A 3092-nucleotide genomic window follows, 5' to 3' on the forward strand; every position below is an offset into this window, starting at 1 on the left:
TACAACTGATGAGTAGCTTGCTTGAAACGGTATCGTCACGAGTGCAAGATACCGAGGCGCTCACAAAGATGAGACGCCAAAAACAACAAAACCCGGATCATTGCCGTTGGCGCGGCTCCCCGGGTTTCATCGTCGAATTAACGGGGATAGTATGACCATCACGCACGTGATTTATCAAGTGCCGACCCCCGCCAGGACTGGCGGAGGCGGCTGTGAAGGCACCGGACTGCGAGCGTAAAACCGCTGGTCGGAGCGCTGCCTCGGGAAGTACGCGAAATCCTCTACCCCCCCAAGACCTGCGGGCGAAGCTGCAGGCCAACCGGGCGGAGCGCTATGACCTCCTTGCATCTGCACGGGCCCTGTTCCTCAACGAGGGGAAACGGGAAGGTTTGCTGCACCCGCAAAACTGGCACCGCACAGCTAAGTGCAAGTGGACGCCAGTGTCGGCGACCATTGGTGTGCACGCCTCGCGTGAGCATGGCAGCGCCTTCTACAGCGGCGTGATGAACTGCGGCAGTGTTTGGGCGTGCCCGGTCTGCGCGGCGAAGGTCCAGGAGCGTCGCCGTGAAGAGGTTGCCAAGGCGGTGACCTGGGCCGATGCCCAGGGGCTGCAAGCGGCGATGGTCACCCTCACCTTCCCCCATTACGCCTGGCAGCAGCTGGCGGAGCTGCTGGAGCAGCAGAAGACCGCGCTGAAGTACCTGCGTGAGGGTTCGCCCTGGACCCGCTTCAAGAAGGCCACCGGCTACCAGGGCCTGATCCGTTCGCTGGAACTGACCCATGGCGACAATGGCTGGCACCCCCACACCCATGAACTGTGGTTCGTCGATGCCGGTACCGATGCTGAGACGATGAAAAAGACCGTGCTCGAGCGCTGGAAGACCAGTTGTGCGCGTGCGGGTTTGCTTGACCTGGACAACGTTGACCAGGTCGTCGCGTTCGAGGCGCACGCCGTCGATGTGAAGGGCTGGTGTACGGCCAGCGACTACCTGGCCAAGCAGGACGACAGCCGCCACTGGGGGGTGGACGCGGAGATTGCCAAGGCCTCGACCAAGGCCGGGCGAGCCAAGGGCAAGCATCCGTTCGCACTGCTCACCCTGTTCCAGGGCGGTGATCTCAAGGCCGGTCACCGTTTCCTCGACTACGCCGCGGCGATGAAGGGCAAGCGACAGTTGTTCTGGTCAGCGGGACTCAAGGCCAGGGTCGGCGTGATCGAGCAGAGCGACGAGGAAGTGGCGGAGGAGCAGCGTGACGACGCCGATCTGCTTGGCCACCTGGAGATCGAGCAGTGGAAGTTGATCCGTCAGGCGGGGCTGCGTGCGAAGGTCCTGGACCTGGCGGAGAGCAATGGTGGTTGGGTGGCAATCCTGCACCTACTGCGCTCGCTTCAAGCACGGTGTAGCGTTTCGGAGCCGCCAAACCACAAACGAATCATTTTCGCGGGCGCGAAAATATCCGCGTTAAATCGCCCCCCTTTCCTTGCCCCTGGTAACGGCTTGAGTTCCACGGTGGAACTCCTTGAGCTAGGGGTAGCTCACCCTACGAGCTACCCATAGCTCAACCTTTAGCGTTGAGAATCAACCTATTAGGTTGGGCTGGAATCCCAGCTTGGCTCCTCAAAAGCAGCCCCTCAAGTGTCACGTTGCAGTCGTTTTGAACGGCAGAGCAACGCAGAAAGGCGACCTGGCAACGTTAGCCGCAAAGGAATGTGAAATGCGATCTGCAGGGCAAGACAGGTGGAGTTAGCTAACGCAACTCCACGTCTTGCCCATTCGCCTACCGGCTCAAGGGACCAGTTTCCGAATCGGAAACTGAATCAGCTTCGCTTCTTGGCACCTCCCGGACCGTGCACATCCTCCAAGTCGATCTTGGTGACCACACCGGTATTGGGATCCGCACAGTCGAAGGTAAGCCGCCAGTTCCCGTTAACCTCCAGCTCATACCGGTCCTTGTGACCAGTGAGGGGCTTGCAGTCCTTAAGCCGGCCGTAACCGCCCTTGATATCCGAGAGTGACCTGGCGGAATGCAAGTGGACGAGAAGGCGTCGAAGGACCTTGATCCAATCGGCGTTCAATCCTGCGGTCTTCGTTGCGTTGCTGGCCCAGAAAGCTCTCAGCGGTTTGTGTAAAATCTCGTTGTCGTTCTCAATCATGATGATTCCTTGTAATAGTTGACATAGCTGTCACGGTTTGATAGAATCACCATACCCAATAGCGATTCTTTCACCTGACATAAATAGCTTACCACTATGAGCTGGATTTGTCAATAGAGAAAATCTATTTAAGCTAAAAGTTGCTCGTTGCGCAACATGCAACGTTGGAGTTGTTACAATGATCACTATGCATCCCGGTGAGTACCTGGAGATGGCGTATGTGGAACCTTACGAGATCAAGCAGGCAGACCTAGCTGAAAGCCTTGGCGTTTCGACTGCCGCAGTATCTCGATTGCTTGCTTGTAAGTCCGACCTATCTCCAGAAATGGCCGTGCGCCTATCTTACGTTTTTGACCGCTCTGCCGAGTCCTGGATGGCTCTTCAGTCTGACTACAGTCTGTCGATAGCGCGTGATGCGGTGAATCCGAAGTTAGTGAGAAAACTAACTGGATTTGAACCAGCCTTCGCTTGATTTACTTTCCCAAAGCCCGCTTCAAGCGGGCTTTTTATTTTGTAGCTCATTGGTTTTCGATGCGGGATGGAGGCCGGGTCAAGGCTCGCGAAGCGACCGCGAAGCGGCTTGGCCTTGACGTGGCCGGAGTCCCATACGCTAAAGGCTGGTGTGCCGGGGCGCTCTTCCCCGGCGCACCTGCCTCGCGGCGAGCAGCCCCCGGAGGGCCACCGGAGGTGCTTTTGATCTTATGCAAACCCCTGCTGATGGCACGCGTTGTCGTGACGTTAAAATCAAATCGTCACTAGCGGGGGTATGGATGAAGATCACGATTGAATTGGAAAGCTTTGCCGTAAAGGCTCTGCTGGCTTTATCGGTTGCTGTGTGGTGTGCCTGGGACGGTCAGCCAGAAGTGGCTGCTACTGTGGCGGCATTAGTTGCGTCGATCAGGTCTTAGGAGGGGAGTAATGTCGACCTGTACGAGCGACG

At 57.5% G+C, this 3092-nt stretch carries 3 protein-coding genes; 2 read left to right on the top strand and 1 reads right to left on the bottom strand.

Annotation, left to right across the window (positions count from 1 at the left end; translation table 11 throughout):
- Positions 1-440 precede the first annotated feature (440 nt).
- Positions 441-1556 carry a protein rep gene (locus ACOKS3_RS29630; protein ID WP_280093625.1) on the top strand — a complete coding sequence of 372 codons (1116 nt, stop codon included), beginning with the start codon at positions 441-443 and terminating at the stop codon, positions 1554-1556.
- Positions 1557-1816: 260 nt separating this feature from the next.
- Here ACOKS3_RS29630 and ACOKS3_RS29635 read toward each other — a convergent pair whose 3' ends face one another.
- The gene (locus ACOKS3_RS29635) at positions 1817-2152 is read right to left on the bottom strand and encodes a type II toxin-antitoxin system RelE/ParE family toxin (protein WP_241413622.1); all 336 of its coding nucleotides are present in this window, start codon (positions 2150-2152) and stop codon (positions 1817-1819) included.
- 178 nt (positions 2153-2330) lie between these two features.
- Here ACOKS3_RS29635 and ACOKS3_RS29640 point away from each other — a divergent pair, with 178 nt between their 5' ends.
- A complete protein-coding gene (locus ACOKS3_RS29640) occupies positions 2331-2624 on the top strand; it encodes a HigA family addiction module antitoxin (protein WP_241413618.1) in 294 nt (97 codons plus the stop codon).
- Positions 2625-3092: the final 468 nt, after the last annotated feature.

Origin of the sequence: Pseudomonas sp. HS6-2, from assembly GCF_049325675.2 — a bacterium.
Classification (GTDB): domain Bacteria; phylum Pseudomonadota; class Gammaproteobacteria; order Pseudomonadales; family Pseudomonadaceae; genus Aquipseudomonas; species Aquipseudomonas putida_N.